This is a genomic window from Rhodococcus sp. YH1, from assembly GCF_009939605.1.
GTDB classification, from domain to species: Bacteria; Actinomycetota; Actinomycetes; order Mycobacteriales; family Mycobacteriaceae; genus Rhodococcus; species Rhodococcus aetherivorans.
In genome coordinates, this window is the sequence record NZ_WVTE01000231.1 from 18,263 (window position 1) to 44,111 (window position 25,849).

The following is a 25,849-nucleotide window of genomic DNA, read 5'->3' on the forward strand; positions in this document are numbered from 1 at the left end:
GACCTTCGGGTCGGCCGAAGCTCGATGATGGGGCCGTGACCACCTTCCCAGACCTGATCACGATCGGCACCATGGCCCGGCTCAGCGGGCTCACCCCGGGAGCGCTGCGGTTCTACGGCGACTGCCGGCTGCTCGTGCCCGCCGTGGTCGATCCCGTCACCGGCTACCGGTACTACACGGTCGACCAGCGCGAGCGAGCGGTGACGATCCGTCAGCTCCGCGAACTCGACGTCCCGCTCGACGACGTCGGCCGGATCCTCGACGGCGATGCCGAGTCCGGTGCCGCGCTGCTCGACGAACACGTCGCCGAGCTGCATCGCCGGGCCGAGCGCGCGACCCGGCTGGCCTCCGCCGTCAAGGCCCGCCTCGTGACGCCGCCGACGGTCGTCGTGCCGGGCCGGCTCCTCGCCGACACCGTCGAACGCGTCTTTCCATCCGTCGCCACGGATTCGGAAATCCCTTGTCTGACAGGAATTCTCGTGGAGGTCGACGCCGGAGCGGTGGTCCTGACGGCGACGAACCGTTACCGGCTGACCACCGGCTCGGTGACGGCCGCGGCCCGCACCGGGAACCCGTTCCGCACCGTCGCCGACGGCTCCGCGCTCCGCGGGACCGCCGCGTGGCTGCGGGAACACGAGAACGTCGGCCTGGCCCTCGACGACGACTCGGGCGCGCTCACCCTCACCGGCGCGGACGGCGAGCGGCACCGCTGCCCGGCCGTCGGGGGCACCTTCCCCGACTACGGCAGCATGCTCGCCGCCCTCGACCCACCGGTCACGCGGGTGATCGTGCACCGAGACGCCCTGGCCGGGGCCGTGCGCGACGCCGCGGCCGGCACGATCGACCTGCGCGTGCGGGCGGCGGCACTCACCGTCGGCCACCGGGGGCACGACCGCGTGCTGCCCGCCGACGTCACCGGCGCCGACCTGGATCTCTCCTTCGACCGGGACGGGCTGGGAGCCGCCCTCGACACTGCCGTCGGCCCGGAGGTGCTGCTGGACATCGCCTCCTACGACCGGCCCGTCGTGATCCGTTCCGCTGCCGCCGGCGACCTCACCACCCTGGCCATGCCCGTCCGCCGAGAAGAACACCCGTGACCGCGACCCGACCATGACCGCCGTCGCCGGGGCGATGATCGCGGCGGCGCTCGCGGCCGGATCGACCGAGCGGCTGCCCACGCACGGAACTCCGGTCAGTCGATCCGCCGCCGGTGCGCCCACCGGGTGAGCGCATTGCGGTTGGACTGCTGGGTCTTGCGCAGCACGTTCGACGCGTGCGTCTCGACGGTCTTGACCGAGATCACCAGTTCCTCGGCGATCTCGCGGTAGGTGTAGCCGCGCGCCAGCAGGCGCAGCACCTCGAGCTCCCGGGGGGTGAGCGAATCGAGTTCGGGGTCGAGCGGCGGCTCGGGGACGCTCGAGCGGCCGGTGAACGAGTCCAGGACGAACCCGGCCAGGCGCGGGCTGAACACCGCGTCCCCGCCGGCGACGCGGCGCACCGCGTCGGCCAGCTCGGCCCCCGAGATGGTCTTGGTGACGTAGCCGCGGGCGCCGGCCCGGATCACCGCGATGACGTCCTCGGCGGCGTCGGAAACGCTCAGCGCCAGGCACACCGGGCCCTCGGTGATCCGCCCGAGCACCGCCACCCCGCCCCCGTCGGGCATGTGGACGTCGAGCAGGACCACGTCGGGGCGAGTGGCATCGATTCCCGCGACCGCTTCCGCGACGGTGCCGGCCTCGCCGACGACCTCCATGTCGCTCTCCCGGCCGAGTTCGGCGCGCACCCCCGACCGGAACACGGCATGGTCGTCGACCAGGAACACACGGAAACGGCGGGAGGCGTCGAGTGACGTCAAGTGGGCTGCTCCTCTGGATGGGCGTCGGTGCCCTCCCACTCTAGGGTCGTCGTCCGCTCCGGTCCGGCACCGGCACGGGGCATGTGGATGCGGATCTCCGTGCCCTTGCCCGGGTTCGAGCGCACACCGACCCGGCCGCCGCGACGCTCCACGCGACCCCGGATCGAACGGGCCAGGCCCTGCCGGTCCTCCGGCACCGCGGATTCGTCGAAGCCGACGCCACGGTCCCGGACGAAGACGCTCACCTGTTCGGGTTCGACCTCGACGAACAGGTCCACGCTGTCCACCCGCGCGTGCTTGGCCGCGTTGACCAGTGCCTCCCGGGTAGCGCCCAGCAGGGCGGTGAACGACTCGGCGGTCAGGTCCTCGTCGTCGCCGGGCACCACGTCGCCGACGATCACCGGCGCCACCGAGACCCCGTACTGGTCCTCCACCTCGCCGGCGATGGTGCGCAGCGCCTCGGCCAGGCTGGTGTGCGGGGTCTCGCCGCCGCCGAACAGCCAGCGGCGCAGCTCGCGTTCCTGGCTGCGCGCCAGGCGCAGCACCTCCTGCGAGTTGTCGGCCTGCTTCTGGATCAGGGCGAGCGTCTGCAGCACCGAATCGTGCAGGTGCGACGCGATCTCCTCGCGTTCCTCGTTGCGGACGCGGGCGGCGCGTTCCTCCTCGAGCGCGCGCCACATCCGCACCCACAGCGGCACCGACAGCAGGCCGGCCCCGACCAGCGTCACCAGCACCGCCAGCACCGACGAGCGCAGGGCCGCCACGTCGACCTGGGCGAGGATCACGACACCGAGCCCGAGCACGATGAGCGAGGCGCCGCCGACCACCCGCGCCCAGGTCAGCACCGTCGGGCGGGCGGGCAGGCCCAGCACCGAACGCGGTCCCTCGGCGTCGAACTCGCGCCAGACCAGCGCGGCGCCCACCGCCACCACGACGACAGGCGCGATCACCGAGCCCACACCGCCGTTGAGCAGCCACGAAAGCCCCACGGCCAGGCCCAGTCCGATGACCGCCAGGCCCAGCGCCCGGCGCCGCTCGGTGGGCGACGGCGGTTCGGTGTCCGAGCCCTGCGGCGTGAGCGCCCACAGCAACCCGTAGGCGACGATGCCGAGGCCGGCGAGCGCCGCCAGGACCGTGAACGCCACCCGCACCTTGAGCACGTCGACCCCGAGGTGGTCGGCGAGACCACCGGCCACGCCGCCCACGACCCGGCCGCCGACCCGGCGCTCGAGGCGGGGGGTGGGCAGGTGCGGGTAGGGAACCGGCTGCATACCTTCGATACTGGCACGCGCACCCCGCCCCGGGCATCGGGGACGAACCCTGAGCCGGCGGCCGCGCGCAGCGGCAGAATTCAGGGTCGGTCCCTGATGTGCGGCGGGGCGGCGGTCGAGAAGGATGTGCAGCATGAACACGCGAAGCTTCCCCGAGCAGCTCTCGGACATGTGGCGCACCCGTCCGGTCCGGCTGCCACGGCAGGGCCATGTCGCCGGGGTGTGCGCGGGCATCGGCGTGCGGTACGACGTGGATCCGGTGCTGATCCGCGTGGCGTTCGTGGTGTCCACGTTCTTCGGCGGCGCCGGCCTGGTGCTGTATCTGGCGTGCTGGCTGCTGCTGCCGCGCTACGGCGATCAGGTCTCCCCCGCCGAGTCCCTCGTCGGCCGGGGGCACAGCTCCGAATCGAGCACCAAGGCCCTGGTGCTCCTGGTGGTGCTGGCGGTCGCGGCCAGCGCCTTCGGCCCGATGGGCCCCGGGGTCGGCGGTTCCGGGTTCGTGAGCATGGTGCTGATGCTCGGCGGCCTGTGGCTGCTGTACCAGCGCCGGCCCGAACCCCCAGCGCTGCCCGGGGCGCCGCAGCTGTTCCCACAGAACCCCTTCCAGGCCCCGTTCCAGCAGAGCCAGTACCAGCAGGCGCCCTTCGCGCAGCACACCGCCGCCACCGGGCCCGCGCCGGCGGATCCGAACTTCTGGACGAAGCCGGAACCGGACTCGCCCCGGGCCGCCGGCACGGAGTCCCCCGAGGCGAACCCGGAGCCCCCGCAGGAGCCGTTGCTGCAGCGCCCGACGCCGCCGTCCTGGGATCCGCTCGGCGTCGCACCGTTCGCCTGGGACCTGCCCGAGCCGGCGCCCGCGCCGTCGGTCGTGCCGGCGAAACAGCCCCGCTCACGGCTCACCACGACGGTGCTGGGCCTGGCGGTGCTCGCCGCGGCGGCCGCCGGCGCGGTGGCCTCCGCGGGTGAGGTCGCCTGGCTCACACCGGCGCGGATCGGCGCGATCGCGCTCGCGGTGATCGGACTCGGCCTGCTGTTCGGGGCGTTCCTGCACCGCGGCTACGGACTGCTGGTGGTGACGGGCCCGCTGCTCGGGTTCGTGGTGCTGGCCTCGCTCGTCGGGCCGATCGACACCTCGTCGTGGGGGGAACAGCTGTACTCGCCCCGCACCGCCGCGGAACTGCAGCCGGCGTACTCGGTGCAGATGGGTGCCCTGCAACTGGACCTGCGCGGGCTCGAACTCACCGGGGACGAGACCGTCACCGTCGAGACCCGCTTCGGTGCCACCGAGATCATGCTGCCGAAGAACCTCGACGTCGACGTCGTCTGCACCGAGCGGGCCTCGAACCCGTGCATGATGCAGGGCCTCGACGGCGGCGACGACGGCGTCGGCGGACCGGTCCTGACCCTGAACCTCGACACCGCATTCGGCAACTCGGAGGTGCGCCGTGGCTGACTTCGACACCGACCCCACCGACCCCACGACCGGCACCCGTCGGCGGGGCCCGTCGATCCTGATGCTGCTGTCCGCGATCGCGGCGCTGGCGGTCAGCGGGTGGGCGCTGATCGGGCCGTTCTCCCTCGAGCCGCTCGCGAACGTCGAATTCCGCTGGCTGCTCGTCGCGCTCGCCGTCGTCGTCGGCGCGGCCCTGGTGTTCGCGCCGGGCAAGAAGAAGCGCTGACACCCCGGAACGCACTGCGCCCTTCGGATCGGATCCGAAGGGCGCAGCCGCGTCTCACTCCCACTCGATGGTGCCCGGCGGCTTGCTCGTGACGTCGAGGACGACGCGGTTGACGTCGGGGACCTCGTTGGTGATGCGGGTGGAGATCCGCTCGAGGGTCTCGTACGGCAGCCGGGTCCAGTCCGCGGTCATCGCGTCCTCGCTGGAGACCGGGCGCAGCACGATCGGGTGGCCGTAGGTGCGGCCGTCGCCCTGCACGCCCACGCTGCGCACGTCGGCGAGCAGCACCACCGGGCACTGCCAGATCTGTCCGTCGAGGCCGGCCGCCGTGAGTTCCTCGCGGGCGATGGAGTCGGCACGGCGCAGGATCGCGAGGCGTTCGCCTGTGACCTCACCGATGATGCGGATGCCCAGGCCCGGTCCGGGGAAGGGCTGGCGGCCGACGATCTCCTCGGGCAGGCCGAGTTCGCGGCCCACCGCCCGCACCTCGTCCTTGAACAGCAGGCGCAGCGGCTCGACCAGAGCGAACTGCAGATCCTCGGGGAGACCACCGACGTTGTGGTGGCTCTTGATGTTGGCGGTGCCGGTGCCGCCGCCGGACTCGACGACGTCCGGGTACAGGGTGCCCTGGACCAGGAACTCGACGGTCTCGCCGTGGGCGGCGTTCTCGCCGAGCACCTCCGACACGGCGCCCTCGAAGCTGCGGATGAACTCGCGGCCGATGATCTTGCGCTTGGTCTCCGGATCCGTCACGCCGGCCAATTCCCGCAGGAAGGTCTCGGCGGCGTCCACCGTGACGAGCCGGGCCCCCGTCGCGGCGACGAAGTCCTTCTCGACCTGCTGCCGCTCACCCTCACGCATCAGGCCGTGGTCGACGAACACGCAGGTCAGGCGGTCGCCGATGGCGCGCTGCACCAGGGCCGCGGCCACCGCGGAATCCACCCCGCCGGACAGGCCGCAGATGGCACGGCCGTCACCGACCTGCTCGCGGATCTGCTCGATCAGGGCCTCGGTGATGTTCGCGGCCGTCCAGGCGGCGGGGATTCCGGCGATGTCGTGCAGGAACCGGCTGAGCACTTGCTGGCCGTGCGGGGAATGCAGCACCTCGGGGTGGTACTGCACGCCGGCGAGACGGCGCGCGCGGTCCTCGAACGCGGCGACGGGGGCGCCGGCGCTGCTGGCGGTCACTTCGAAGCCGGCCGGCGCGGCGGTGACCCCGTCGCCGTGGCTCATCCACACCGGCTGCGTCGCGGGCAGGCCGTCGTGCAGGACACCGCCGGTGACGGACATCTCGGTGCGCCCGTACTCGCGGTTGCCGGTGTGCGCGACGGTGCCGCCGAGCGCCTGGGCCATGGCCTGGAAGCCGTAGCAGATGCCGAACACCGGGACGTCCAGATCGAACAGCTTCGGGTCGAGTTGCGGCGCCCCGTCGGCGTAGACGCTGGAGGGGCCGCCGGAGAGCACCACGGCGAGCGGCTCACGGGCCGCGATCTCCTCCACCGTCGTGGTGTGCGGCACGACCTCGGAGTAGACCTTCGCTTCGCGGACGCGGCGGGCGATCAGCTGCGCGTACTGGGCTCCGAAGTCGACGACGAGGACCGGCCTGGACTGCTGGGTTTGCGACACCCGAACAGTCTAGAGGCCCGGTCCTCGCCCAACGAACGGCGGTTCGGGTCAGGCGACGCCGGAGGTGGAGCCGCTGCGGACCTCGACGATCGGCAGCGACAACGCGCCCGGAGCGCCCGCGGGCACCACCGGCTTCTTCGGGGCGATCGGGTCCAGCCGGCGGTAGCCCTCGCCCTGGGCGGGGCGCAGGTCCTGCTCCCCCTTGTTCGGCCACAGCGCCGCCGCGCGCTCGGCCTGCGCGGCGATCGTCAGCGACGGGTTGACCCCGAGATTCGCCGAGACCGCGGCTCCGTCGACGACGCTCAGCGTCGGATATCCGTACACGCGGTGGTACGGGTCGATGACGCCGTGCTCGGGGTCGGTCCCGATCACGCAGCCGCCGAGGAAGTGCGCGGTGAGCGGGATGTTGAAGATCTCCCCCCAGGTGCCGCCGGGGACGCCGTCGATCTTCTCGGCGATGCGGCGGGTGGCCTCGTTGCCGACGGGAATCCACGTCGGGTTGGGGTGCCCGTGGCCCTGCCGGCTGGTGACCTTGCGGCGGCCGAGCAGGCCCTTCTTGGTGTAGGTGACGATCGAGTTGTCCAGGTTCTGCATGACCAGGGCGATGATGGTGCGCTCGCTCCAGTCCTTGACGCTGAGCATCCTCCCCATCTGGACCGGGTTCCGCGCGGCCTGGCCGAGGAACTTCAGCCACCGCGGGACACGGCCGCCGCCGTCGGTCATCAGGGTCTGCAGCAGACCCATCGCGTTGGAGCCCTTGCCGTAGCGGACGGGTTCGATGTGGGTGTCCGCGGTGGGATGGAACGACGAGGTGATCGCCACCCCGCGGGTGAGGTCGAGTTCCGGATCGACGCGCATCTTGCCGGCACCGACGATCGATTCGGAGTTGGTGCGGGTCAGGTGCCCGAGCCGGTCGGACAGCTGCGGCAGGCCGCCGGTGTGCTTGAGGTGGTGCAGCAGGTGCTGGGTGCCCCAGGTGCCGGCGGCCAGCACCACGTGCCCGGCGGTGTAGGTGCGACGGTTCTTCCGCTTCCATGCGCCGGTGCGCTCGGTGTCGACGTCCCATGTGCCGTCGGCGGCCCGGCGCAGGCCGGTGACCGTGGTGAGGGGGACGATCTCGGCGCCGGCGCGCTCGGCGAGCCCGAGGTAGTTCTTCAGCAGCGTGTTCTTGGCACCGTGCCGGCAACCGGTCATGCACTCGCCGCATTCGATGCAGCCCGTGCGGTCGGGGCCGACACCACCGAAGTACGGGTCGGCGACGGTGCGGCCGGGCTCACCGAAGAACACGCCCACCGGGGTCTGGATGAAGGTGTCCCCGACGCCCATGTCCTCGGCGACGGATTTGACGATCTCGTCGGCGGGGGTCATGTGGGGGTTCTGCACCACGCCGAGCATGCGACGGGCCTGGTCGTAGAACGGGCTGAGCTCGTCGTTCCAGTCGGTGATGTGCGCCCACTGGCTGTCCTGGAAGAACGGGGCAGGCGGCTTGTAGAGGGTGTTGGCGTAGTTGAGGGATCCGCCGCCGACGCCGGCGCCGGCGAGAATGAGGACGTCGTGCAGCAGATGGATCCGCTGGATGCCGAAGCACCCCAGCTTGGGCGCCCACAGGAAGCGCTTGAGATCCCAGCTGGTCTTGGCGAAGTCCGCGTCGGCGAAGCGCCGGCCGGCCTCGAGGATGCCGACCTTGTACCCCTTCTCCACGAGCCGCAGGGCCGTCACACTTCCGCCGAACCCCGATCCGACGATGAGGACGTCGTAGTCCGTCGCGCGCTGCTCACCCACCGAAACACCTCCATGACGCTGGTTGTTACTCACCAGTATGCACAGACTCGCTGTGACCACTGCCACAAGGGTGCCCTAACTGTAACCTCGAGTTCTAGAAACCGCAGGTGGGCGCCGAAAACGGCTGTGGCCGAATGTCACATCACGTCGATCGGATCGAAGCGATGTGACATTCGGCCCCAGCGGAAGAGGGGGACGGCTACGCGCGGACGGTCAGGCCCACCTTCTGGAACTCCTTGAGATCCGAGTAGCCCGACTTCGCCATCGCGCGGCGCAGGCCGCCGACCAGGTTCAGCGAGCCGAACGGGTCGTCGGACGGACCGGCGAGCACCCGGTCCAGGCCCGGGCGCTCGTCGTAGGCGACCTGCAGCAGCGCGCCCCGCGGCACGGACGGGTGCGCACTCGCCGACGGCCAGTACCAGCCGCGGCCCGGCGCCTCGGCCGAGACCGCGAGCGGGGCCCCGAGCACGGCGGCGTCGGCACCGCAGGCGATGGCCTTGGCCAGATCGCCCGAGGTCTCGATGTCGCCGTCGGCGATGACGTGCACGTACCGGCCACCGGTTTCGTCCAGGTAGTCGCGACGGGCGGCGGCGGCATCGGCGATCGCGGTCGCCATGGGCACGCCGATGCCCAGCACCTCGCTCGTGGTGGTGGCCCCGGCCGTCGAGCCGTAGCCGACGATGACGCCCGCCGCGCCCGTGCGCATCAGGTGCAGCGCGGTGCGGTGGTCGCTCACACCGCCCGCGACGACGGGCACGTCCAGCTCGGAAATGAACGTCTTGAGGTTCAGCGGCTCGCTCTCGCCGTGGGCGACGTGCTCCGCGGAGATGATGGTCCCGTGGATGACCAACAGGTCGATGCCCGCCTTCACCAGGTGCGGGGTCAGCGCCCGCGCGTTCTGCGGGCTGACCCGCACGGCCGCGGTCACGCCCGCGTCGCGCACCTGCGCGACGGCGGCGGCCAGCAGGTCGGGCTGCAGCGGGGCCGCGTGGAGCTTCTGCAGGTGGGCGATCGCCGCAGCCGGGTCCGCGTCGGACTCGGCGATGCCGACGAGCCTCTCGATCTCGGCGTCGACGTCGGCGTGCCGGCCCCACAGGCCCTCACCGTTGATGACGCCGAGACCGCCGGCCCTGCCCAGCTGCACCGCGAAGGACGGCGAGACCAGCGCGTCGGTGGGATGGGCGAGCAGCGGGATGTCGAATCGGTACGCGTCGAGCTGCCAGGCCGTCGACACCTCCTTCGAGGAGCGCGTCCGGCGGGACGGCACGATGTTGATGTCGTCCAGCTCGTAGGTGCGTCGGGCGGTCCGCCCCATGCCGATTTCAACCAGGTCGCGCACGCGCGTCCCTTTCTTCTCAGGTAGATGCCCCCGCCGGACACTCCGGCGGGGGCCCGATCGCGGACTCGGTGCTCTAGCGAACCACGTAGTTCGGTGCTTCGGCCGTGATCGTGATGTCGTGCGGGTGGCTCTCCTTGAGACCCGCCGCCGTGATCTGCACGAACTGTGCCTCCTGCAGTTGTTCGATGCTGGCGGCACCGGCGTAGCCCATCGCGGCGCGCAGACCACCGATCAGCTGGTGCGTCACCTGCTGCAGCGGACCGCGGAACGGCACGCGGCCCTCGATGCCCTCGGGCACCAGCTTGTCCTCGGAGAGCACGTCGTCCTGGAAGTAGCGGTCCTTCGAGTACGACTTGGCCGCGCCCCGGCTCTGCATCGCGCCGAGCGAACCCATCCCGCGGTAGCTCTTGAACTGCTTGCCGTTGACGAGGATCAACTCGCCGGGCGACTCGGCGGTGCCGGCCAGCAGGGAGCCGAGCATGGCCGTGGAGGCGCCGGCGGCGAGAGCCTTGGCGACGTCGCCGGAGAACTGCAGGCCGCCGTCGGCGATGACCGGGACGCCCGCGGGCTTGGCGACCGCGACGGCCTCGAGGATGGCGGTGATCTGCGGGGCGCCGACACCCGCGATGACGCGGGTGGTGCAGATGGAGCCGGGTCCGACGCCCACCTTCACGGCGTCCACGCCGGCCTCGATGAGCGCCGCGGCGCCCGCCCGGGTCGCGACGTTGCCGCCGATGATCTGGACTCGGTCGCCGACCTCGGCCTTGAGCTTGGCGATCATGCCGAGCACACCCGCCGAGTGACCGTGGGCGCTGTCGACCACGAGCACGTCCACCCCGGCGTCGGCCAAGGTCATGCCACGGGTCCACGCGTCGTCGCCCACGCCGACCGCGGCGCCGACGAGCAGGCGACCGTCACGGTCCTTGGTGGCGTTGGGGTGCTGCTCGGTCTTGACGAAGTCCTTGACGGTGATCAGGCCGGTCAGGCGGCCCTGTCCGTCGACGATCGGCAGCTTCTCGATCTTGTGGCGGCGCAGCAGCCCGAGGGCGGCCTCGGCGGTGACCCCCTCCTGCGCGGTCACCAGCGGCGCCTTGGTCATGACCTCCGAGACCGGGCGGTTCTGGTCGACCTCGAAGCGCATGTCCCGGTTGGTGATGATGCCGACGAGCTGGCCGTCGTCGTCGGTGACGGGCAGCCCCGAGATGCGGAAGCGCGCGCACATGGCGTCGACCTCGGCGAGCGTGGCGGTCGGCTTGCAGGTGACCGGATCGGTGACCATGCCGGCCTCGGACCTCTTGACGGTCTCGACCTGCGCGGCCTGCGCCTCGGCGGAGAGATTGCGGTGCAGGACGCCCATGCCGCCGACGCGGGCCATGGCGATGGCCATGCGCGACTCGGTGACGGTGTCCATCGCGGAACTGACCAGCGGAACGCGGAGGCGGATGTCCCGGGTCAGCTGGCTCGACGTGTCCACCTGGCTCGGGATCACGTCCGACGCGGCCGGAAGCAGCAGCACGTCGTCGAAGGTCAGACCCAGCATGGCGACCTTGTTGGGGTCGTCACCGCCGGTATGCACGTGCCCTCCGGTACTACTCATGCGGTTCGGACCCTCCATGACGCGTCGATACGGTGCGGGCGGGTGGGCCCCGGCCCGGCAACGGTGATTACGGAACACAATGTCGTGAAAGACAATGGCGTGAGCGGTGCGCACATTCCCCGGACGCTCCGAGCAACGATGCCCTGCTCGTGGACTATCGTATCGGTTTACCGGAACAGGCACACACGCGCATCCGCACGCGTGGATCTGCCCGCGTACACCAAGCCCAGCGGGAAGTCCACGGTGTGACGGCTGGCGCAGACCCCGTCGGACTGCGTACCGTGGAGTCGTGCGTGATCAGTTGCCTCCCGGTCTGCCACCGGACCCATTCGCTGGAGATCCCGACGATCCGTCCGCCGCACTGGACGCGATCGAGCCGGGTCAGCCACTCGACCCTGCCGAACGGCTGGCCGTCGAGGAGGATCTCGCCGACCTCGCGGTCTACGAAGCGCTGCTGTCGCCGCGCGGCATCCGCGGCCTGGTGGTGTGCTGCGAGGACTGCCACCAGGACCACTACCACGACTGGGACATGCTGCGGGCGAACCTGCTGCAGCTGCTCGTCGACGGTACGGTCCGGCCGCACGAGCCGGCCTACGATCCCTCCCCCGACGCCTACGTGACGTGGGACTACTGCCGCGGCTACGCGGACGCCTCGATGAACGAGGCGCTGCCGGTCGACCCGTACGGCCTCGACTCCTAGAAGAAGCCTCCGCACGACGGGAAGGGCCCGCCGGGACGAATGTCCTGGCGGGCCCTTCCCGTCGTGCCTACGGCGAAGGCGGGGGAACGACGGTGGGGGGCGGGGGAACGACCGTGGAAGGCGGGGGAACGACGGTGATCGTCTGGCTGATCGACTGCTGTTCGAGTGAACTCGACGGCGCCGGCGCCGAGGCCGACGCGGTCGTCGTCGGCGAGGCCGTCGGCACGGTGGTCGGCTCCGTCGTCACCGGAGCGCTCGTCGGTCCGGTTGTCGGCTCTGTCGTGACCGGCAGCGGTTCCTGGGTGGGCACCGGCTGCGACGACGTCGGCGGCGGCAGGAGATCGACGCTGGGCTCCTCGGTGGACGTCGGCGGCACGGTTCCCGTCCCGGGCGTCGTGCCGGCGATCGTGGGATCCACCGTCGACGGGGTGGTCGCAGTGGTCGGCACCGGCGCGGGAACCACCGGCGCCGACTGGGCCGGGGGGATGGGCAGCACGGGTGGGGGCGGCGGCGGAAGGAGCTGGCTCAGCTCGGTGGTGAGCCGCTGCATCCAGTCGCCCAGCTGGTCCCGCTGGCCGGCGTCGGTGACCGACCCGGAACGCTCCTGTGCCGACTGGAGCAGTTCCTGGGCGCCTTCGGTGTCGCCGACGGCGAGCCGCTGCTCGGCCTCCTGCAGTGTCGAGGCGGTGTCGATCCGGGCGACCGTCGACTCTGCCTGCTCGCTGAAGACGACCTGCTTGACGCTCCACAGCGGGTCGCCGGGTTCGGCCTGGTAGGAGACGGCGGTCGCGCCGCCCACGGCGATGGCGATCAGGGCGGCGGCACCGGCGATGGGACGGATCAGGCGAAGCTGGGTGCGGGACCGGGACCGGCGCTCGGCGAGCGCGTCGCGGGCACCGATCTCTCGGTTGACCGCGGCGACGATCTCGTCCAGGTCCGGTTCGGAAGGAAGAGGGTCGGCGAGGATCTCGGCACGCCAGCCCGCGAGGAGCGTGGCCAGCTCGTATTCCTCGGTCGTCTCGGTGGGCACCGGTCCGTCCCCGGAGATCGCGTCGATGAGGGCATCGTCACGGCGCACTGCCGCAATGTCCACGGGGGTGCCGTCGTCGGCGAGATCGGCGAAGAAATCGTCATCCGCGCCGTGCTTCCTACCCATTTCTCTCACCTGCTCTCGTCACTTCCTTCTTCAGTCGGGCGATGGCACGGTGCTGCGCCACTCGAATGGCCCCTGCCGTACTTCCCACCGCTGCTGCCGTTTCTTCCGCGGACAGGCCCATCACGAGCCGCAGGATCAAGATCTCCCGCTGCTTCTCCGGAAGCGTGCCCAGCAGCTTCTTCATCTGCCGGCTCGTCTCCGAGTTGAGTGCCTGCTCCTCCGGACTGTCGTCCAGCGACATCGACTCGGGTACCTCCGCGACCGGGTCCGCCCGGTTGCGGGCGGCGCTGCGGTGCGCGTCGGCGACCTTGTGTGCCGCGATCCCGTACACGAATGCCATGAAGGGGCGTCCCTGGTCCTGATACCGCGGCAACGCCGTCATCACGGCCAGGCACACCTCCTGCGCTACGTCGTCCGCGGAGAGCTGGCCACGCTCCGCGGATCCGACCCGCGCCCGGCAGTACCGGACGACCAAGGGCCGGATGGTCCTCAGAACCTGAGCGAGAGCCGTCCGATCCCCCTGCGCAGCCGCAGCGACAGCGGAGTCCAACTCCTCACCCATGACAGTCATCGATTGCGCAAGTCCTGGCGTTACAAAGTGACACGACCCCCCGGCCGGGTGTGCTTCCACTCGCAGTGGAACACCCCCAGACTAACGACACGACCGGACGGAACGGACGCACGGATGACTTCTAGGCCCGGATCGTTGCGAATCTCCCGCCGCGCCGGACGATGAGGGCGGCCGACTCGTCGCGCAGGCGCCGGGCCGCATCACCGCCCCCCAGTCCGTCCCACAGCATCGAAGCAGCCCAGCGGAGCGGGACCAGACCGTGCGCGGTGCTGCGATCGAGCACGTCCAGGCACAGGTCGCGGGCGGGGGTCGGATCGGACTCGCCGGTCCACGAGGCGGCCTGCAACAGGTCGGACTTGATCAGGTGCCGGACCGAACCGCTGCGCTCGGCACCTGCCGCTGCGGCAGCGGAATGACGGCGGGCGGTGGCGAAGTCCCCGGAGGCGAGCGCGGTCTCGGCGGTGACCCAGTGCAGGCGCACGCGCTGGCGCCGGAACGCCTCGGGGTGGACGCCCCCCGCTTCGTCGAGACGTGCGGCGCAGCGGTCCAGCAGCCGGGCGGCGAGCCGGAGCCGGCCGCACCCGAGCGCGTCCGCCGCCAGGCCCGTGAGGGCGTCGCAGTGAGCCTCGACGGCCCACGGGCAGTCCGCCGGCGCGCCGGCGAGCGCCGCGACCGCCCGGCCGTCGAGGACGGATGCCTCACGATGCCGGCCGAGCTGACGCAACAGCGACGCCTCGGTGCTCGTCGCGAGGGACGCGAGCGCTCCGCCGGGGCCCGTGGCGCGGCGGAGCCGGGTCAGTTCCGCCCGGGCCGCGCTGTAGCGGCCCTGCCCGCCCAGCGCGACGGCCCGGTGCCACGACGCGACGGGATCGCCGGTGAGGGGCAGGGGGAACAGGCCGGGCCGGGCGCCGAATGCCGCCGAGGCGAGTGCGGACGCGTCGGACGGAAGGGCGATGTCGGGCACGCGCTCATGATCGCACCGCATCTCCCCCTCCCGACGCGGAGGTGGTCCGCATTCCGGGAAATATGCACCGGGGGCGCATGAATTACTCCGCACGACACTTGTGCTGCATCCGGTTGAACATTGGGTTTACGGCCTGTTAATTGCGGACATGGCGCCTGTACGCAAACCCGCGCACGCCGGGCCCGCCGGCCCCGGCATTCTTGCCCCCGAGGCCCGGACGGGTGCCCTTCCGCGCCGGCGGCAGGGCATATAGTCCCTGATCCGGGCTGTTCCGGACACCGGACGGAGCCTCGAGCGGTCGAGGCGCACAACATCAAGACACAATCACGAATCGACCCCGATGTAAATATTTCGGTGGTTAATTCTCGCGGATCGGGATATGGAAATTGCCACTCCGCGAAACTGTTGACTCCATTTCGGCGGCCCCTTTACGGTTACGAAGCCTGAATAATTGCTTTGGGGGGAAAGACCTTCCGCCCACGGTCCGCTCGCCCCAGGCGAGCACGCTGCAAAGGAGTGCCCCATGCCTGCACCGAACCACTTGCCCGGACCCAACGCGGACGTCTGGGATTGGCAGATGCACGGACTGTGCCGTGGGGTGGACTCCTCGATGTTCTTCCACCCGGACGGGGAGCGTGGCCGGGCCAGGGCGCAGCGCGAGAGCCGGGCCAAGGAGATGTGCCGGCAGTGCCCGGTGATCGTGCAGTGCCGGGAACACGCTCTGGCCGTGTCCGAGCCGTACGGCATCTGGGGCGGCATGTCCGAGACGGAGCGGGAGATGTACGCGCGGCACCGACGACGGAGGGTCGCGGTCTGACCGGCCGCGACCCCCGGGACGACGAAGCCCCGCACGGAAGTTCCGTGCGGGGCTTCGTGCCACCCGGGCCACCGTTACGCGCGGCCGGCCCGGGCGTTCGGATCCCTAGTGCGCGTGGCCGTGGCCGTGACCGGCCTCGGCCTCCTCCTCCGGCTTCTCGACGACCGCGCTCTCGGTGGTCAGCACCATCCGTGCCACCGAGGAGGCGTTGACGACCGCGGACCGGGTCACCTTCACCGGGTCCACGACACCGTCGGCGATCAGGTCGCCGTAGGTGAGGGTGGCTGCGTTGAAGCCGGATCCGGCCGGAGCCTCGCCGACCTTGTTCACCACGACCGCCCCGTCGAGGCCGGCGTTGCTGGCGATCCAGTACAGCGGGGCCGTGAGGGCCGCGCGCAGCACGGCGACACCGGTGGCCTCGTCGCCCGAGAGCGAGTTCTCGAGCGCGTCCAGCTCACGGGCAGCCTGCACCAGCGCCGAACCGCCGCCGGGCACGATGCCCTCCTCGACCGCTGCCTTGGCCGCGTTGACGGCGTCCTCGACACGGAACTTGCGCTCCTTGAGGTCGGTCTCGGTGGCAGCGCCGACCTTGATCACCGCGATGCCGCCGGAGAGCTTGGCGAGCCGCTCCTCGAGCTTCTCGCGATCCCAGTCGGAATCGGTGGCCTCGATCTCGCGGCGCAGCTGCGCGACGCGGTTCTGGATGTCCTCCTGCGTGCCGGCACCGTCCACGATGGTGGTGCTGTCCTTGGTGACCACCACGCGTCGGGCCGAACCGAGCAGGTCGAGACCGGCATCCTTCAGGGTCAACCCGATGTCGGCGTTGATGACGGTGCCGGCGGTGACGACGGCGAGATCGTCGAGGAACGCCTTGCGGCGGTCACCGAAGAACGGCGCCTTGACCGCGACGGCCTTGAGGGTCTTGCGGATGGAGTTGACCACCAGGGTGGACAGCACCTCGCCCTCGACGTCCTCGGCGATGATCAGGACCGGCTTGCCGTTCTCGGCGATCTTCTCGAGCAGCGGCAGGAAGTCGGGCAGGGAGCCGATCTTGTCGCGGTAGATCAGGATGACGGCATCCTCGAGCACCGCCTGCTGTGCGTCGATGTCGGTGATGAAGTACGGCGAGAGGAAACCCTTGTCGAACTGGACGCCCTCGGTGACGACAAGCTCGGTCTGCAGCGTCGAGGACTCCTCGACGGTGACGACGCCGTCCTTGCCGACGGTGCTCAGGGCCTCGCCGACCATGGTGCCGATCTCCTCGTCGCGCGAGGAGACGGTGGCGACCTGGGCGATGGCTTCCTTGCCCTCGACCGGGGTGGCGGCGGCGAGGAGCGCCTCCGACACCTTCTCGGCGGCCTGGGCGATGCCGCTGCCGAGCGCGATGGGGTTGGCGCCGGCCGCGACGTTCTTCAGGCCGGCCTTGATGATGGCCTGAGCGAGGACCGTGGCGGTGGTGGTGCCGTCACCGGCGACATCGTTGGTCTTGGTGGCAACGCTCTTGACCAGCTGGGCGCCGAGGTTCTCGAACGGGTCCTCCAGCTCGATCTCCCGGGCGATGCTGACACCGTCGTTGGTGACGGTCGGACCGCCGAACGCCTTGGCGAGCACCACGTGCCGCCCACGCGGGCCGAGGGTGACCTTGACGGCGTCGGCGAGCTGATCGACGCCACGCTCGAGTGCCCGCCGCGCGGTCTCGTTGAACTCGATTTGCTTGGACATGTTCTCCGACTACTCCTGGAACGAAGGATCCGGAACGGATTCCGCCCCGGGTCCGAGACGGAACTCCGGGGCGGAATGCGTGCGGCTTACTTGGCGACGACGGCCAGCACGTCGCGAGCCGACAGGATCAGGTACTCCTGGCCGGCGTACTTGATCTCGGTTCCGCCGTACTTGCTGTAGATGACGACGTCGCCTTCCTTGACATCGAGGGGGATGCGCTTCTCACCCTCGTCGTCCCAGCGGCCGGGGCCGACGGCGACGACGGTGCCCTCCTGGGGCTTCTCCTTCGCCGTGTCCGGGATGACCAGGCCGGAGGCAGTCGTCGTCTCGGCCTCGTTGGCCTGGACGAGGATCTTGTCCTCGAGCGGCTTGATGTTCACGCTCGCCACGATGAGCCCTCCACTTTCAGGGGTTCGATGGTCCGAGGCCTCTTGTCGTCCTCGGACAGGGTTTGTTCAGTCACCACGGTGACTCCGCGCGCAGTCCCGTCGTCGCGGGTGCCGGAACTCGCTCGGCGTCGACTAGCACTCTATACACGCGAGTGCCAGCGCTCAAGGGCAGCGGGTGCTGAATGTCCCCGTGTCGCCCCGGGCGCCCCATGCTGCCATCGAAGGCCCCTCGGCCCCGGGCGGCCCTCCGGTCGACCGCGCCCGCCCGGCAACGACGGCCGGAGGCCGGCCCCCGTCCGCCCATGAGCCGGGCCCGTCCGCAACCGAGGAGACCGAATCGTGACCATTCGTATCCGGGAGATGCCCGGTCGGCCACCCCGCCGGGCAGCGGTCCCCTCACAGCCCACTCCCCCGCCACTGTGCTCGCCCTGCGAGCCGGAAGAACGCCTCCGAGCTGGCACAACAGCGGCGCTGCCGGACTCGGCCCGCCTCCGCCACCGACGTCCGGCGCCCGGTCCACGGGCGGGGTAGCCGGGCCTGCGGCGCGGCCGGACGGACGGGGATCGCCAGTTTTCGACGAGCGCTCGCGGCCACCCGTCTGTTACGTTCGGATAACGGAGACCGAACGCGTGACCATTCGGTGACATTGCGGCCTCGTCCGCGTCACTGTCCGCCGGTCACGCACGGGAGGGGAACTATGCGCACGTCGCTGGGGATTTCCACCGGCGCTTCCGGAGTGGGCTCAGCCCTCGTCGTCGAGGGGTCCGGGGATCGCACCACCGAGTACCGATTTCTCGCCGCCGATCCCGACGCAGCCGGGGATCTGGGCGACCTCGTCATCGATGCCCTCTCCCTCATGAGCACCCAGATCGACGGCCACGCCGTCCCCGACGCCGTGGCGGTGGCCTACCGCACGCCCGAGCACGCGGAGGCGATCCGCTCCGCGGCGGTGCGCGACGGCCACATCGTCCACCTGGTTCCGGAGACGACCGCCGTCTTCGCCTACCTGCACGGCACCGGCCTCGTCGACACCGCCGACACCCTCGCCGTCGCCGACCTCGGGGCATCGGGATTCACCGTCTCCGTTTTCGACCGACGGTCCGGATCGGTGCTGCGCTCGGCCCGGACCGGGGACGTCGGGGGCGACGCCGTCCGTGGCCGCGTCTACGACCACGTGCGCCGCCAGATCGGCCGCACCCGCGGCCGCATTCCGATCGACACCGCCCTGTTGACGGTGCGCTGCCAGGGCGCCCTCGAGGCCCTCGGCTCCGCGTCGGCCACCAGGGTCGAACTCGGTGACGCCGGCCCCGCGGTGCCCCTGACCCGCGCCGAACTCGACGAGATGGTGGCCGATCTCGCCGACACCGCCGCGGCGTTCACGCGACGGATCTGCGGCGGCACCGAGCCGCGGCCGCAGATGCTCGCCCTCGTCGGCGGCGCCGCGGCCATGCCGGCTCTCGCCGGAGCCGTGACCTCCGCGTTCGCGGGGACCGCCGTGACGGTGCCGGAACCGGCCACGGCAGCGGCCCACGGTGCCGCGCTGCTCGCCGCGTCGTCACGCCTCGCGTCGTATCCGCCGGTGGGCGCCTCGGCGCCGACGCCGAGCACCCCCGGGGGCAAGGTCTCCGGCGCACTCGCCGGGGCGCTAGTCGTCGGTGCGCTCGTCGCCGGCTACGCGACCGACCGGATCGCGTCCGACGACACGCCCGTCTCCCCCGCCGGCACCAGCGACCAGGCCACCACCCAGCCTGCGGCGGCGGTTCCCGACACCGGACACACGCAGATCCCCTCCGAGGATCCTCACGCCACCGTCACCACGACGGCTCCGGACAACGGTTACGCACGCACGCCCGCGCCGGACCCCTACCCCACCGGGTCGCTACCCCCGACGAGCACCTCGGCGACGACCACGCCGCCCAGCACGCCGGAGTCGACCACCACCGACCGGCCCGAGTCGCCCCCGGAGGCCCCGGGCACCGACCGGCCGTGGCAGTTCCCGGGAACCCTGCCGAGCGTTTCGTTGCCGACCGTCCCGCTGCCGACACCGCCCGGTACGACACCGCCCGAGAGCACGACACCGAGCCCGACGACGTCCGCGCCGACGACCGAGTCCGCACCCGCCGAGACGACGACCGACACCTCCTCGACCGCCGCCCCGGCGGAGGGAACGACGAGTTCGTCCCCGTTGCGCATCGAACCGTCGCCGGTCGGCTGAGCCGCACCGGCCGATCCCCCGCAGCGGACGGTCAGGCCGGCACCTGAGCGATCTCGACCGGCAGCCCGGGGTCGGTCCCGACGGTGAGCGCGGACGGCTGCGCACCTCCGGCGATCAGGTGCGCCCCCAGCGCCGCGATCATCACCCCGTTGTCGGTGCACAACCGCGGCCGCGGCACCCGCAGCGTGATCCCCGCGGCGGCGCAGCGCTCCTCGGCGAGTTCCCGCAAGCGGGAATTGGCGGTGGCCCCACCCCCGAGGACCAGGGTGTCCACGCCCACATCCTGCGCGGCCCGCACCGCCTTCATCGTCAGCACGTCGGCCACCGACTCCTGGAAACCGGCCGCCACGTCCGCGAGCGGGACGGGCTCGCCGGCGCGCTCGCGCGCCTCGACGAACCGCGCGACGGCCGTCTTGAGCCCGGAGAAGGAGAAGTCGTGCCGGGCGTCGCGCGGCCCCGTCATCCCCCGCGGGAACACCACCGCGGTGCGGTCGCCGTCCTGCGCGGCCCGGTCCAGCGCCGGACCGCCCGGAAAACCCAGCCCGAGCAAACGCGCCACCTTGTCGAAGGCCTCCCCGGCCGCGTCGTCGACCGTGGTGCCGAGCTCGACGATCGGCGTGCGGCCGAGGTCCTCGACGTGTAGCAGGTGCGTGTGCCCGCCGGAGACCAGCAGCGCCACGCACGGCGGCATCGGCCCGTGCTCGATCGTGTCCACCGCGACGTGCCCGCCGAGGTGGTTGATCGCGTAGAACGGCACGTCCCACGCCGCCGCGTAGGCCTTGGCTGCGGCGACACCGACGAGCAGCGCACCGGCGAGGCCGGGACCGATCGTCACGCACACGGCGTCGGGCTTGGCGATCCCGGCCGCGGCGAGCGCCCGTCGCATGGTCGGGACGATCGCCTCGAGGTGTGCGCGGGACGCGATCTCCGGGACGACGCCGCCGAACCGGGCGTGTTCGTCGACGCTGGAGGCCACCTCGTCGGCGAGCAGTTCGAGGGTGCCGTCGCCGACCCACCGGACGATGCCGACGCCCGTCTCGTCGCACGAGCTCTCGATGCCCATCACGATCACGACTGTGACTCCTTCCGCCGGTCCGGCCGGCACATGGTGTACGCGTCGGCGCCGCTCGGCTGGTAGTACCGCTTTCTGGTCCCGACGATCTCGAAACCCTCCCGGCGGTACAGCGCGATCGCCGCGTCGTTGTCGGTGCGCACCTCCAGGAACACGGGGCCGCCCCAGGCGTCGGCCGCCCGCAACAGCTCGGCGAGCAGCGCGCCACCGACGCCGCGGCGCCGCTGCTGCGGGTCCACACCGATGGTGTGGACCTCGGACTCCGGATGGATTCCGGTGCCGAGACGGGCGAGACCGGCGTAGCCGATCAGCCGGCCTTCGTCGTCGCGGGCGGCGACGTAGTGGTTCTGCGGCGCCGCCAGCTCGGCGCGGAAGGCGCCGGCGCTCCACGGGTCGTCGCCGGGGAACAGGATCCGTTCCAGCTCGGCGCACCGTGCGACGTCGGACGGCTGCAGCGCGTCGACGAGGGGAAGCGGGTCGTGGGGGCTCATTTCTTCTTCCGGTCCGCCGTCTCCACCGCATCGGGCCGGCGCAGGTAGAGGGGCACCAGGGGCTCGGGCTCCACCCCGGCGAGCAGGTCCGCGACGGCGACGGCGACCAGGCCCGCCGGAGACGGTGTGGCCACCGGATGTGCGGGCAGCGCGAACAGGTCGGTGTGCGGGCGGGACCCGGCGATCCGCAGCGACGGCTCCGCCTTCAGCTCCGCCGGCTTGCACACGCCCGGCCCCTCGACGCGGTGGCCACCGGAGTACCGCGCCCAGTACACCTCGCGGCGACGGGCGTCGGTGACGACGAGCAGATCACCGTCGCCGTCCGTGCCGTGGACGTCGGCCGCGATCGCGTCGAGGCTGCACACGCCGTGCACCGGCACGCCGAGGGCGTCGCCGAAGGCCGCGGCGGTCGCCATACCGACGCGCAGGCCCGTGAACGGGCCGGGGCCGACACCGACGACGACGGCGTCGAGGTCGGCCGGCGTGTGGCCGGTGGACGACAGGCAGTCGAGGATCTGCGGAGTCAGCACCTCGGCGTGGGCGCGTGGATTGTCCGTGACCCGCACGGCCAACGTCTCGATGTCGACGCCCCCGCGTTCACCGCCGTCGTCTACCCGGACGAGACCTGCGGTGACAGCGGGGGTGGCGGTATCCACGGCGAGAACGAGCACGAGTATCCAGAGTACCGCCGAGCGCGGCGGTCACCCCACCCAGGACCAGGTGGCGGTGCGCACGTCCGAGTCCGGTTCGCGGCGCAGCCGCACCCGCAGGTGCCGCTCGGTCAGTGTCTCGACCAGCCCCTCACCCCATTCCACGACGACCACGGCGGCGGTCAGGTCGGTGTCGAGGTCCAGGGCATCGAGTTCGTCGAGGGCGTTCGGACCGTCCCCGAGGCGGTAGGCGTCGACGTGGATCATCCCCACGGGTTCGCCACCGGCGCGATCGCCGGGGCGATGCTCGCGCGCGATGACGAAGGTCGGCGAGGTGACCCGGCCCTGTACCCCCAGGCCCGCGGCGATTCCGCGGGTCAGGGCGGTCTTCCCGGCACCGAGAGGACCGTCCAGGACGACGAGATCACCCGCGTGCAGTTCGCGTGCCAGGCGGCGGCCCAACGCCTCGGTGTCCTCGACCGTGGGCAGCTCGGCATACTGCTCGGTGCGTGTGCCGGTGGAGCGATCGTCACCCAATTGCGGCGCGCCTCCTGCCGGCGTCGTGGGCGAACCCGCGCTGGATGAGCCGGTCCAGCGCACCGACGACGACCTCGGGGAACTCGAGCTGGACCAGGTGCCCGGCCCCGCGGACCCGCTTGAGCTCGACGTCCGGCAACGCCGCCGCGAGCTCCTCGGAGCCGGAGAACGGGATGATCATGTCGGCGTCCCCGCACAGCACCAGCACGGGCACCTGTCCGAGCACCGGCAACGCCGCCGACTCGTCGTGCAGTTCGAGGGTGCGCAGGAAGTTCACGATGGTCAGCACCGAGGTTTCCGCCAGCATCCGGTCGGAGAACTCCACCAGCTTCGGGCTGACCACCGTCCCGTAGGACGCGGCGCGCAGGATCGGCGCGATGATCGCCTTGGCGGCCCCACGGGCGTACTGCACGAACCCCGGCGCGGTGCGGGCCAGATGCCGGAACGCGTCGATCACCGGGTTCTCGAGGTTACGGCCGATGCCGGTCTTGGTCAGCCCGGCGGCGGTGGTGGCGAGCAGGCCCACCCCGACGATGCGTTCGTCGAACAACTCCGGGCGCTGGGCGGCCAGGGCGATGGTCGTCATCCCGCCCATCGAGTGCCCGACCACGACCACCGGGCCGGTGGGGACGACGGTGTCGATGACGGTGCCCAGATCGCGGCCGAGCTGGGCGATGGTGCAGGACTTCGACGTCGACACGGCGGATTCCCCGTGGCCGCGCTGGTCGTAGAAGACCATCCGCACGTCCTTGCCCCACCGCTCCTGCAGGTGGCGCATCTGCAGATGCCAGGACTGCATGCGCAGGCAGTACCCGTGCACGAACACGATCGTCAGCGGCGCCAGGGCCGAACCCACCTCCCGGACGGCGAGGTCGACGCCGTCCTCGGTACGCACGGTGCGCTTGGGCAGCGCGAGCATCGCGTCGAAGTCTTCCTCGCCGTAGATCTCGTGCGCGGGCAGGCCCGCGGTGCGCACCGCGTACAGCCCCGCGTTCGAGCCGAGCGTGGCCAGGCTCGCACCCAACAGCCCCAAACTGCCCAACAGCGTCATCGCTGCTCGCCTCCTCCGCCACCGACGTAGGTGCGGACGGTGCGCCCGCCCACGCCGGTGACCACCTCGTAATTGATGGTGTCCAGTAGGTCGGCCCAGTCCTGCGCGGCGGGCTCGCCATGGCTACCGTCACCGAAGAAGAACGCGGTATCGCCTTCTTTTACTCCGTCCCCGTCCGGTCCGAGATCGACCACGACCTGGTCCATGCACACGCGGCCGAGCTGCGGTCGGCGGCGTCCGCCGAGCTGCACCTCGAACCGGCCGCTGAGATTACGCCGGATTCCGTCGGCGTATCCCATCGGCAGCAGGGCCACGGTGGTGTCGGCGGGCGCCACCCAGCGATGCCCGTAGGACACTCCGGACCCTGCAGTCACCTTCTTCACCAGCGCCACCCTCGTTCGCAACGTCATCGCGGGCCGGAACCCGAAGTCCCCGACCTCGGGGATCGGGGACAACCCGTACATCGCTATACCCGGTCTGACCATGTCAAAACGCAGGTCGGGGCGGGTAACGGTCGCTGCCGAGTTCGACAGGTGCACCACCTCGGGCTTCATGCCGTGGCGGCTCAGGTCGGCGACGGCCTCGCGCAGCCGGTCCCGCTGGCAGTCGATCTCGGGGTGGTCGAGTTCGTCCGCGTGTGCGAGATGGGAGAAGGCGCCGCGCAGCCGGATCGCCCCCTCCGCCCGGGCCCGGCCCAGATCCCGCAGGAACGCCGGCCACTCGTCCCGTGCCACGCCGTTGCGGTTGAGGCCGGTGTCGATCTTCGCGGTGAGCACCGCGGTCACACCCGTCTCCCGAGCCGCGGCGACGATCGACGCGAGATGCCGCGTCGACGACACCCCCAGCTCGACGCCGGCGGCGATGGCGGGGGCGAAGTCGGCGTCGACGGTGTGCAGCCACGACAGCACGGGCGCGTCGATCCCCGCGCGGCGCAGCTCGAGCGCCTCGGTCAGGGTCGTCACCCCCAGCTCCCGCGCGCCGGCGGCGAGCGCGGCCCGGGCCACCGGGACGGCACCGTGGTTGTACGCGTCGGCCTTGACCACGGCCATCACCGCCGCCTCCCCTGCGTACTCCCGCAGCCGCCGCACGTTCTCGGCCACGGCGTCGAGGTCGATCAACGCCTCGGCCTGCGGCAGGTCGTGGTGGAGGTGGTTGCGGGGTCGGGGTTCGGCCGTGGTCATGAATCTCGATCCTGCCACTGCGGACGAAGTGGCCCGCAGCACGGTGGCAGGTGTCGGGATCACGATTCGGCCATGCCCCGCAGGCTCCGCACCGCCGCGGGCACCCGATCCAGGATCGCGCTCGCCGAAGTGGGGGCGGCCCAACCGGGTTCACCGCCGCGCGCGGCGAGATCGCGACCGCCGCGAGCGGCGAGATCCGCGGCGGTGGAGTGGGCGCGCGCGCCCGCCGCGGCCGCGAGATCCGGAGCCATCCCCGCGGACATCAGTGCCCCGATCATCCCGGACAGCACGTCGCCCGCGCCGGCGGTGGCCGCCCACGACCCGCCCGCCTCGTTGACGAACACGTGCCCGTCCGGGTTCGCGATCAGCGTCGACCGGCCCTTGAGCAGTACGTGAACCCGCCAGTCGGCGGCCAGTGCCCGCACCGCCGCCACCCGGTCCGGCTCGGGCCGGCGTCCGGTGAGCCGCGCGAACTCCCCGGCATGCGGTGTCAGCAGGGTCGGAGCCCGCCGGCCGCGGACCAGGTCCGGCTGCCGCGACAGCAGCGTCAGCCCGTCGGCGTCGACGAGGACGGGAAGATCGGTGGCCAGCACGTCGCGCAACGTGTCGGCCGCCTGGTGATCGGTGCCGCCGCCCGGCCCGATCACCCATGCCTGGACGCGGCCCGCCTCGGCGAACGACGGCGCGGCCACCACCTCGGGGAACCGGGCCAGCACGACGGGGGCGGCGCTGCCGGCGTAGCGGACCATGCCGGACGTCGCGGCCACCGCTGCGCCGGCGCAGAGCACGCCGGCGCCCGGGAACCGGGCGCTGCCCGCGACGATGCCCACGACGCCCTGGCTGTACTTGTCGTCGTCGGCGCCCGGGACCGGCCAGATTGCTCCGATCTCGGCGGGCTCGGCCGCCACCATGCACGGCGGCGGCAGCTCGAGACCGATGTCGACGAGCTCGACCCGCCCGCACCGGGTGGGCGCGAGGGCGTGGACCGGCTTGTAGGCGCCGAATGTGACGGTCACGGCCGCGGTCACGGCCGGCCCGTCGACGGCGCCGGTGTCCGGGTCGACGCCGCTCGGGGTGTCCACGGCCACGATCGGGGCGGTGATCTGCTCGACCACCGCGGCCGCGGCCGGGCGCAGCGGGCCCCGGCCGGAGATGCCGACAACGCCGTCGAGCACGAGGTCCGG

24 protein-coding genes are annotated in these 25,849 nt (G+C 71.7%); 6 read left to right on the forward strand and 18 right to left on the reverse strand.

The window, feature by feature from the left end:
* Nucleotides 1-35: 35 nt before the first annotated feature.
* Nucleotides 36-1,097 carry a DNA polymerase III subunit beta family protein gene (locus tag AIIKEEIJ_RS20365; protein WP_161996453.1) on the forward strand — a complete coding sequence of 354 codons (1,062 nt, stop codon included), beginning with the start codon at nt 36-38 and terminating at the stop codon, nt 1,095-1,097.
* Between the two features lie 95 nt (nt 1,098-1,192).
* Here AIIKEEIJ_RS20365 and AIIKEEIJ_RS20370 read toward each other — a convergent pair whose 3' ends face one another.
* Both AIIKEEIJ_RS20370 and AIIKEEIJ_RS20375 read right to left on the reverse strand, forming a co-directional pair.
* Nucleotides 1,193-1,855: a response regulator gene (locus AIIKEEIJ_RS20370; protein ID WP_006934956.1), complete on the reverse strand. Its 663-nt coding sequence runs from the start codon at nt 1,853-1,855 to the stop codon at nt 1,193-1,195.
* Nucleotides 1,852-3,126, reverse strand: coding sequence for an ATP-binding protein (locus AIIKEEIJ_RS20375; RefSeq protein WP_006934957.1), 1,275 nt, complete (start codon nt 3,124-3,126; stop codon nt 1,852-1,854). Before AIIKEEIJ_RS20375 ends, AIIKEEIJ_RS20370 begins: the two co-directional genes overlap by 4 nt.
* Nucleotides 3,127-3,259: 133 nt before the next feature.
* On the opposite strand from AIIKEEIJ_RS20375, the gene AIIKEEIJ_RS20380 reads away from it, so the two are divergent.
* Together AIIKEEIJ_RS20380 and AIIKEEIJ_RS20385 are read left to right on the forward strand one after the other, a co-directional pair.
* Nucleotides 3,260-4,579, forward strand: a complete 1,320-nt coding sequence (locus AIIKEEIJ_RS20380) for a PspC domain-containing protein (protein WP_161996454.1) — start codon at nt 3,260-3,262, stop codon at nt 4,577-4,579.
* Nucleotides 4,572-4,805 (forward strand): hypothetical protein, encoded by a 234-nt coding sequence (locus AIIKEEIJ_RS20385; RefSeq protein WP_006934962.1) that lies wholly within the window; start codon nt 4,572-4,574, stop codon nt 4,803-4,805. Before AIIKEEIJ_RS20380 ends, AIIKEEIJ_RS20385 begins: the two co-directional genes overlap by 8 nt.
* Nucleotides 4,806-4,859: 54 nt before the next feature.
* On the opposite strand, the gene guaA is transcribed toward AIIKEEIJ_RS20385, so the two are convergent.
* The 4 genes from guaA to guaB form a co-directional block, all read right to left on the reverse strand.
* Nucleotides 4,860-6,431: a glutamine-hydrolyzing GMP synthase gene (guaA, locus tag AIIKEEIJ_RS20390; protein WP_161996455.1), complete on the reverse strand. Its 1,572-nt coding sequence runs from the start codon at nt 6,429-6,431 to the stop codon at nt 4,860-4,862.
* Nucleotides 6,432-6,479: 48 nt separating this feature from the next.
* Nucleotides 6,480-8,213, reverse strand: coding sequence for an FAD-dependent oxidoreductase (locus AIIKEEIJ_RS20395; RefSeq protein WP_161996456.1), 1,734 nt, complete (start codon nt 8,211-8,213; stop codon nt 6,480-6,482).
* A gap of 199 nt (nt 8,214-8,412) precedes the next feature.
* Nucleotides 8,413-9,552, reverse strand: coding sequence for a GuaB3 family IMP dehydrogenase-related protein (locus AIIKEEIJ_RS20400; RefSeq protein WP_050035516.1), 1,140 nt, complete (start codon nt 9,550-9,552; stop codon nt 8,413-8,415).
* A gap of 73 nt (nt 9,553-9,625) precedes the next feature.
* Entirely contained in the window at nt 9,626-11,149 is a 1,524-nt protein-coding gene (guaB, locus tag AIIKEEIJ_RS20405; RefSeq protein ID WP_029544783.1) for an IMP dehydrogenase, read from the reverse strand.
* 289 nt (nt 11,150-11,438) lie between these two features.
* Here guaB and AIIKEEIJ_RS20410 point away from each other — a divergent pair, with 289 nt between their 5' ends.
* Nucleotides 11,439-11,849, forward strand: a complete 411-nt coding sequence (locus AIIKEEIJ_RS20410) for a DUF5319 domain-containing protein (RefSeq protein ID WP_006934975.1) — start codon at nt 11,439-11,441, stop codon at nt 11,847-11,849.
* 67 nt (nt 11,850-11,916) lie between these two features.
* Here AIIKEEIJ_RS20410 and AIIKEEIJ_RS20415 read toward each other — a convergent pair whose 3' ends face one another.
* From AIIKEEIJ_RS20415 to AIIKEEIJ_RS20425, 3 genes are all read right to left on the reverse strand, one after another.
* Nucleotides 11,917-13,005: an anti-sigma-D factor RsdA gene (locus tag AIIKEEIJ_RS20415; protein WP_161996457.1), complete on the reverse strand. Its 1,089-nt coding sequence runs from the start codon at nt 13,003-13,005 to the stop codon at nt 11,917-11,919.
* Nucleotides 12,998-13,576 carry a sigma-70 family RNA polymerase sigma factor gene (locus AIIKEEIJ_RS20420; RefSeq protein ID WP_029544787.1) on the reverse strand — a complete coding sequence of 193 codons (579 nt, stop codon included), beginning with the start codon at nt 13,574-13,576 and terminating at the stop codon, nt 12,998-13,000. The genes AIIKEEIJ_RS20415 and AIIKEEIJ_RS20420 overlap by 8 nt, the downstream gene beginning before the upstream one ends.
* A gap of 121 nt (nt 13,577-13,697) precedes the next feature.
* Entirely contained in the window at nt 13,698-14,540 is an 843-nt protein-coding gene (locus tag AIIKEEIJ_RS20425) for a hypothetical protein (RefSeq protein ID WP_161996458.1), read from the reverse strand.
* Nucleotides 14,541-15,063: 523 nt separating this feature from the next.
* Here AIIKEEIJ_RS20425 and AIIKEEIJ_RS20430 point away from each other — a divergent pair.
* On the forward strand, nt 15,064-15,357 hold the full coding sequence (locus tag AIIKEEIJ_RS20430) for a WhiB family transcriptional regulator (protein WP_029544792.1): 294 nt from the start codon (nt 15,064-15,066) through the stop codon (nt 15,355-15,357).
* Nucleotides 15,358-15,462: 105 nt separating this feature from the next.
* Here the strand turns inward: AIIKEEIJ_RS20430 and groL are convergent, their stop codons facing one another.
* Nucleotides 15,463-17,079: a chaperonin GroEL gene (gene groL / locus AIIKEEIJ_RS20435; RefSeq protein ID WP_006940029.1), complete on the reverse strand. Its 1,617-nt coding sequence runs from the start codon at nt 17,077-17,079 to the stop codon at nt 15,463-15,465.
* Between the two features lie 86 nt (nt 17,080-17,165).
* Nucleotides 17,166-17,468 carry a co-chaperone GroES gene (groES, locus tag AIIKEEIJ_RS20440; protein WP_003938034.1) on the reverse strand — a complete coding sequence of 101 codons (303 nt, stop codon included), beginning with the start codon at nt 17,466-17,468 and terminating at the stop codon, nt 17,166-17,168.
* Nucleotides 17,469-18,165: 697 nt separating this feature from the next.
* Between groES and AIIKEEIJ_RS20445 the strand changes: the two genes are divergently transcribed.
* Nucleotides 18,166-19,683 (forward strand): Hsp70 family protein, encoded by a 1,518-nt coding sequence (locus AIIKEEIJ_RS20445; RefSeq protein ID WP_029544794.1) that lies wholly within the window; start codon nt 18,166-18,168, stop codon nt 19,681-19,683.
* Between the two features lie 31 nt (nt 19,684-19,714).
* Here the strand turns inward: AIIKEEIJ_RS20445 and tsaD are convergent, their stop codons facing one another.
* The 7 genes from tsaD to AIIKEEIJ_RS20480 all read right to left on the reverse strand — a co-directional run.
* Entirely contained in the window at nt 19,715-20,755 is a 1,041-nt protein-coding gene (tsaD, locus tag AIIKEEIJ_RS20450) for a tRNA (adenosine(37)-N6)-threonylcarbamoyltransferase complex transferase subunit TsaD (RefSeq protein WP_006940025.1), read from the reverse strand.
* A complete protein-coding gene (gene rimI, locus AIIKEEIJ_RS20455) occupies nt 20,752-21,246 on the reverse strand; it encodes a ribosomal protein S18-alanine N-acetyltransferase (protein WP_006940023.1) in 495 nt (164 codons plus the stop codon). Before rimI ends, tsaD begins: the two co-directional genes overlap by 4 nt.
* Complete coding sequence (tsaB, locus tag AIIKEEIJ_RS20460; protein WP_029544796.1) at nt 21,243-21,917, reverse strand: tRNA (adenosine(37)-N6)-threonylcarbamoyltransferase complex dimerization subunit type 1 TsaB; 675 nt, start codon at nt 21,915-21,917, stop codon at nt 21,243-21,245. Before tsaB ends, rimI begins: the two co-directional genes overlap by 4 nt.
* 30 nt (nt 21,918-21,947) lie before the next feature.
* Complete coding sequence (gene tsaE / locus AIIKEEIJ_RS20465) at nt 21,948-22,433, reverse strand: tRNA (adenosine(37)-N6)-threonylcarbamoyltransferase complex ATPase subunit type 1 TsaE (protein WP_006940019.1); 486 nt, start codon at nt 22,431-22,433, stop codon at nt 21,948-21,950.
* Complete coding sequence (locus tag AIIKEEIJ_RS20470; protein WP_029544798.1) at nt 22,426-23,484, reverse strand: alpha/beta fold hydrolase; 1,059 nt, start codon at nt 23,482-23,484, stop codon at nt 22,426-22,428. The genes tsaE and AIIKEEIJ_RS20470 overlap by 8 nt, the downstream gene beginning before the upstream one ends.
* Nucleotides 23,481-24,665, reverse strand: coding sequence for an alanine racemase (gene alr, locus AIIKEEIJ_RS20475; RefSeq protein ID WP_029544801.1), 1,185 nt, complete (start codon nt 24,663-24,665; stop codon nt 23,481-23,483). The genes AIIKEEIJ_RS20470 and alr overlap by 4 nt, the downstream gene beginning before the upstream one ends.
* Before the next feature lie 59 nt (nt 24,666-24,724).
* Nucleotides 24,725-25,849 (reverse strand): NAD(P)H-hydrate dehydratase (locus AIIKEEIJ_RS20480; RefSeq protein ID WP_161996459.1); only part of this gene is annotated, 1,125 nt, incomplete at its 5' end.

Coding starts and splice junctions, on each gene's coding strand:
- rimI (WP_006940023.1), bottom strand. CDS start 21,246: ATGAGCCCCCACGACCCGCTTCCCCTCGTCGACGCGCTGCAGCCGTCC.
- guaB (WP_029544783.1), bottom strand. CDS start 11,149: ATGAGTAGTACCGGAGGGCACGTGCATACCGGCGGTGACGACCCCAAC.
- AIIKEEIJ_RS20375 (WP_006934957.1), bottom strand. CDS start 3,126: ATGCAGCCGGTTCCCTACCCGCACCTGCCCACCCCCCGCCTCGAGCGC.
- AIIKEEIJ_RS20430 (WP_029544792.1), top strand. CDS start 15,064: ATGCCTGCACCGAACCACTTGCCCGGACCCAACGCGGACGTCTGGGAT.
- groL (WP_006940029.1), bottom strand. CDS start 17,079: ATGTCCAAGCAAATCGAGTTCAACGAGACCGCGCGGCGGGCACTCGAG.
- AIIKEEIJ_RS20420 (WP_029544787.1), bottom strand. CDS start 13,576: ATGACTGTCATGGGTGAGGAGTTGGACTCCGCTGTCGCTGCGGCTGCG.
- AIIKEEIJ_RS20470 (WP_029544798.1), bottom strand. CDS start 23,484: ATGACGCTGTTGGGCAGTTTGGGGCTGTTGGGTGCGAGCCTGGCCACG.
- alr (WP_029544801.1), bottom strand. CDS start 24,665: ATGACCACGGCCGAACCCCGACCCCGCAACCACCTCCACCACGACCTG.
- AIIKEEIJ_RS20445 (WP_029544794.1), top strand. CDS start 18,166: ATGCGCACGTCGCTGGGGATTTCCACCGGCGCTTCCGGAGTGGGCTCA.
- AIIKEEIJ_RS20380 (WP_161996454.1), top strand. CDS start 3,260: ATGAACACGCGAAGCTTCCCCGAGCAGCTCTCGGACATGTGGCGCACC.
- AIIKEEIJ_RS20415 (WP_161996457.1), bottom strand. CDS start 13,005: ATGGGTAGGAAGCACGGCGCGGATGACGATTTCTTCGCCGATCTCGCC.